This is a genomic window from Streptomyces albidochromogenes, assembly GCF_005981925.1.
GTDB lineage: Bacteria > Actinomycetota > Actinomycetes > Streptomycetales > Streptomycetaceae > Streptomyces > Streptomyces albidochromogenes.
Window position 1 is genome coordinate 1 of record NZ_VBVX01000408.1, and the last position, 4,938, is coordinate 4,938.

General features: G+C 71.1%; 4 protein-coding genes. All 4 read right to left on the bottom strand.

The features are described 5' to 3' along the window. Nucleotides 1-526 precede the first annotated feature (526 nt). A complete protein-coding gene (icmA, locus tag E2E34_RS31285) occupies nucleotides 527-2,227 on the bottom strand; it encodes a coenzyme B12-dependent isobutyryl-CoA mutase large subunit (RefSeq protein WP_138905226.1) in 1,701 nt (566 codons plus the stop codon). Between the two features lie 108 nt (nucleotides 2,228-2,335). Beyond that, nucleotides 2,336-2,662 carry a DUF3817 domain-containing protein gene (locus E2E34_RS31290; protein ID WP_138905227.1) on the bottom strand — a complete coding sequence of 109 codons (327 nt, stop codon included), beginning with the start codon at nucleotides 2,660-2,662 and terminating at the stop codon, nucleotides 2,336-2,338. A 157-nt stretch (nucleotides 2,663-2,819) separates the two neighbouring features. Beyond that, nucleotides 2,820-3,329 (bottom strand): MarR family winged helix-turn-helix transcriptional regulator, encoded by a 510-nt coding sequence (locus tag E2E34_RS31295; protein ID WP_138905228.1) that lies wholly within the window; start codon nucleotides 3,327-3,329, stop codon nucleotides 2,820-2,822. Between the two features lie 10 nt (nucleotides 3,330-3,339). Next, nucleotides 3,340-4,929, bottom strand: a complete 1,590-nt coding sequence (locus tag E2E34_RS31300) for an MFS transporter (protein WP_138905229.1) — start codon at nucleotides 4,927-4,929, stop codon at nucleotides 3,340-3,342. Nucleotides 4,930-4,938: the final 9 nt, after the last annotated feature.

Below are 4,938 nucleotides of genomic sequence, written 5' to 3' on the forward strand. Positions count from 1 at the left end.
ATACGGAAGGACCGTGGCTCACCACCCACTCACCCCAGCAACCAGCCTGTAGTCCCGGCGGTCTCCGGTGGGGGTGGACGCCACACCACCCGAGTCACCCCATTCCACTACCGCGCCCCACCCGCGCACGAATGAGTCCGCAGGTCGCCCGGACAGGTCGGCCCACCACCGGCCGGTGTGCATGTGTACGTCGGATTGGTGGTGTCGCACCAACAACTGTCGCCGCAGTCGCTGAGACTGGGGCCGCACCACCCCTAGACCGACCGCGCCCCCACCCACTCACCCGACGGCCACCAAGCCCACCCGCATTGCATGCGGCCTGCCGTGCTGGGCGTTTTTCTTGGGCCGTCCCCTGTTTGAGCGTCAGCGGTGGGCCGGGGTGGTGGGTCAAGGGTGGAGCGAAGCGAAATCGCCGCAGGCGACGCGACGCAGGAGCGCCCTTGACGCACCACCCCGGCCCACCGACCATCGAGCGCCAGGGACGACCCGAGAACCACCCCGCCGCACAACCAGTGGTACGCCCCCCTCAGAACCCCGGCGGCTCCGTGTAGATGCCCCACTCGTCCCGCAGTACGCCGCAGATCTCGCCCAGCGTCGCTTCCGCGCGTACCGCTGTGAGCATCGGCTCGATCATGTTCGAGCCGTCGCGCGCCGCCGTCAGCAGCGCGTCCAGCGAGGCCCGCACCTTCGCGTCGTCGCGGGCCGCCCTGCGCTCCGCCAGCGTGTGTACCTGCACGCGCTCCACCTCGTGGCTCACCCGCAGGATCTCCAGGTCGCCCGTCACCGACCCGTGGTGGCAGTTCACGCCCACCACCCGCTTGTCGCCCTTCTCCACCGACCTCTGGTACTGGAACGCCGACTCCGCGATCTCGCCGGTGAACCAGCCGTCCTCGATCCCGCGCAGGATCCCGGACGTCATCGGACCGATCGGGTGGCGGCCGTCAGGATGCGCCCGCAGGCCCCGCTCCTTGATCTGGTCGAAGATCTTCTCCGCGTCCGCCTCGATGCGGTCCGTCAGCTGCTCGATGTACCACGAGCCGCCCAGCGGGTCCGCCACGTTCGCGACGCCCGTCTCCTCCATCAGCACCTGCTGCGTCCGCAGCGCGATCTCCGCCGCCTGCTCGCTCGGCAGCGCCAGCGTCTCGTCCAGCGCGTTCGTGTGCAGGGAGTTCGTACCGCCGAGCACCGCCGCCAGCGCCTCGACCGCCGTACGGACCACATTGTTGTACGGCTGCTGCGCGGTCAGCGAGACGCCCGCCGTCTGGGTATGGAACCGCAGCCACTGCGCCTTGTCCGTCTGCGCGCCGTACACCTCCTTCATCCAGCGCGCCCAGATCCGCCGCGCCGCGCGGAACTTCGCGATCTCCTCGAAGAAGTCCACGTGCGCGTCGAAGAAGAACGACAGCCCCGGCGCGAAGTGGTCCACGTCCATGCCCCGGCTGAGTCCCAGCTCGACGTAACCGAAACCGTCCGCCAGCGTGTACGCCAGTTCCTGCGCGGCCGTCGCCCCGGCCTCCCTGATGTGGTAGCCGGAGACGGACAGCGGCTTGTACGCGGGGATGGTGCGCGCGCAGTGCTCCATCAGGTCGCCGATCAGGCGCAGGTGCGGCTCGGGCTGGAAGAGCCACTCCTTCTGCGCGATGTACTCCTTGAAGATGTCCGTCTGGAGCGTGCCGTTGAGGACGGCCGGGTCGATGCCCTGCCGCTCCGCCGCGACCAGGTACATGCAGAACACCGGGACGGCCGGGCCGCTGATGGTCATGGAGGTGGTGACGTCGCCCAGGGGGATGTCCTTGAACAGGACCTCCATGTCGGCGGCGGAGTCGATCGCCACACCGCAGTGGCCGACCTCGCCCAGCGACTTCGGCTCGTCGGAGTCCCGTCCCATCAGCGTCGGCATGTCGAAGGCGACGGAGAGGCCGCCGCCGCCGTTGGCCAGGATCATCTTGTAGCGCTCGTTCGTCTGCTCGGCATTGCCGAAGCCGGCGAACTGGCGGATGGTCCACGTCCGGCCCCGGTAGCCGGTCGGGTGCAGGCCGCGGGTGAAGGGGTACTCCCCCGGCCACCCGATCCGCTCGAAGCCCTCGTACGTGTCGCCGGGGCGCGGCCCGTACGCCGGGTCGACCGGGTCTCCGGAGAGCGTGGTGAAGTCCGCGTCGCGCTTGCGGGCCTTGTCGTAACGGGCCTGCCAGCGGCGGCGGCCTTCCTCGATCGCTTCAGCGTCCATACCTTCGAATTTACTAGGACGTCCTAGTAAATGTCGATGGCAAACCGCCACGAGCCTCTCTCGTGGCGGTCGGGTGTTCGCTGCCGGGCGGCCGAGGCCGCGCCGGGACTAGGCCTTCGCCGTGGCCGGGGCCGCGCCCGCCACCAGCGGACGAGCCTCGCGCGTGATCTTCGGCTCGACGAAGAAGGAGGCGAACGGGATGCAGCCCGCGGCCAGCACCCACAGCAGCTTGCCGAACGGCCACTTCGCCTTGGTGCCGAGATCGAAGGCGAAGACCACGTAGACGATGAACAGCACACCGTGGATCTGCGAGATCAGCATGGTGTCGCCGGTCTGGAACCCGTACTTCGCGATGATCGCGGCGGTGAACACCAGCAGCCAGACGGCGGTGATGTACGCCATCACCCGGTATCGGGACAGCACATTCGACTTCATGCCCTTGAGCGTAACGGGGCGCAATGGGCGATCTTCGGGCGGGGCGGGCGGTCGCCGGTCGTGTCGGGGAGGCCGGTCACCGCCCCGCGTCGGCGAAGGCGGCCCGCCCCGACCGGTGGGCGCTACGGCTCCTCCGGGCCCGGTCACCGCGGGCGGGCTACTTCTCCTCGAAGTCGTGCGCCGCGATCCGCAGCGGCCGCAGCATCGCGAAGATCTCCGCGCACTCCTCCGCGTCGTACGCCCCCAGCCCGAAGTCCATCGCCATCAGGTCGCGGGTGGCCGCCTCGACCACGTCGCGGCCCTTCTCGGTGATCGAGGCGAGGGTGCCCCGGCCGTCGTTGGGGTTCGGGCGCTTGTCGACGAGGCCGGACCGCACCAGCCGGTCGACGGTGTTCGTGACCGAGGTCGGGTGGACCATCAGCCGCTCGCCGATCTTGGACATCGGCAGCTCGCCCTGCTTGGAGAAGGTGAGCAGCACCAGCGCCTCGTACCGCGCGAAGGTCAGCCCGTACGGCTTGACGACCGCGTCGACCTCCGCGAGCAGGATCTGGTGGGCGCGCATGATGGACGTGATCGCGCCCATCGACGGGACGGGTCCCCAGCGCTGCTGCCAGAGTTCGTCGGCTCTGGCGATGGGATCGAACGGGAGGCTGAGCGGCTTCGGCACGGCGTCGACCTTACCGGCCGGTCATATCGTGAACATCCCCGTCTCGCGCTTCGGTCGAATTCGGTCCCGGTCCGCCTTTCCCGGCCCCGTCGAGCGCGTTCGTACGCCGCACCGTACGCCGCACTGCGGTAGGCGAGTCTTCGGTACGCAGGCCCTCGGTACGCAGGTCCTCGGGAGGCACGTCCTCGGTACGCAGGTCGTCAGGAGGCAGGTCCTCAGGAGGCACGTCCTCGGTGTGCCGCACTCCGGTAGACAGGTCTCCGGTACGCCCGCCCTCGGTGCGCCGGACCTCCCTCAGCAGTGCGAGCACGCACCCCGTGCCCACGATTCCGAAGCCGGCCACGACGTGGTGCACGGGCAGGAACTCGGCGGCCAGGCCCGCCGCCGCCATTCCGACGCCCTGGACCGTCATCATCCCCGCCGTCATCACGGTCATGGCCCGCCCGCGCAGTTCCTCCGGCACGGCCTCCACGAACCACTGGTCCAAGCCGAGGGTGTACGCCGACGCCAGACCCGTCAGGACGAGCACCGGCACGGCGAGCGGCACGCCGGGGCGTACGGCGTACACAGCCAGCGGCAGCAGGCACACCGCCGCCACCGGTACGACGATCCGCTCGCGCCCCCGGGGACCCAGCGCGGAGCCGGCCCACACCTCGCCCGCGATGTGCCCCACCGGCATCGCGCACATCAGCAGGCCGACGGCGGCGGTGCCCGCGCCGATCCGGTCGGCGTACGGCGCGGCGAGGGCTTCCGGCGCCACGACGAACGCCGGCGGCACCCAGAACATGAGCATCAGCGCCCGGACCCGGCGGTGGGCGAAGACCGCCCGGGCGCCGAGGAGCGAGTCGCGCAGCAGGGTGGCCCCCGCGCCGCCGCCGCGCGCAGGGCGGCGGCGGGTGCCCAGGCGCAGTACGGCGGCCGAGCCGAGGAAGGTGACGGCGGTGATCCCGATGGCCGCTCGCGCCGGCACCAGCGCGAGCAGCACCCCGCCCGCGCCGAAACCGACGAGCAGCGCGCTCTGCGACACGATGCGCAGGAGCGAACGCCCGAGGACGAAGAGGTCGCCGTCGCCGAGGATGTCGGCGAGGGTGGCGATCCGGGTCCCGTTGAAGACGGGCGACACCGCGGCGACCGCGCAGCGCAGCGCGAGGAGGGCGGCGACGGGGGTGACGGGCAGCACCATCAGGGCCGCGCAGGCGGCGCAGACCAGGTCGCAGACGACGAGGACGCGCCGGGCGGGGTAACGGTCGGCCGCTCCGGCGAGGAGTGTGCCGCCGACGAGGTAGGGGAGGAACCCGGCCGCGAAGGCGAGCGCGCTCATGAGCGGGGACCCGGTGAGGTCGTACACCAGAACGGTGAGTGAGATCTCGCAGACGACGACACCGAGCAGCGACATCAGGTGCGCGGCGAAGACCGCCCGGAACTCCCGCACCTGGAAGACGGCGCGATAGCCGGCGGGCGGCGCGGACTCCGCCGCGGCGACCGGTGTGCCGGCGGGAAGCGCGGGGCCGTTGGCCGCCGCCCGCACTCCGGCGGGTGGTGCGCCCCCGCGGCGCGGACGGGGGCCGGGACGTGAGCGGAGGCGGCGGGGTGCGGGCATGGGAAGCAG

Excerpts from the sequence above, each read along its gene's own strand:
- icmA (WP_138905226.1), bottom strand. The coding sequence starts at position 2,227 with ATGGACGCTGAAGCGATCGAGGAAGGCCGCCGCCGCTGGCAGGCCCGT.
- E2E34_RS31290 (WP_138905227.1), bottom strand. The coding sequence starts at position 2,662 with ATGAAGTCGAATGTGCTGTCCCGATACCGGGTGATGGCGTACATCACC.
- E2E34_RS31300 (WP_138905229.1), bottom strand. The coding sequence starts at position 4,929 with ATGCCCGCACCCCGCCGCCTCCGCTCACGTCCCGGCCCCCGTCCGCGC.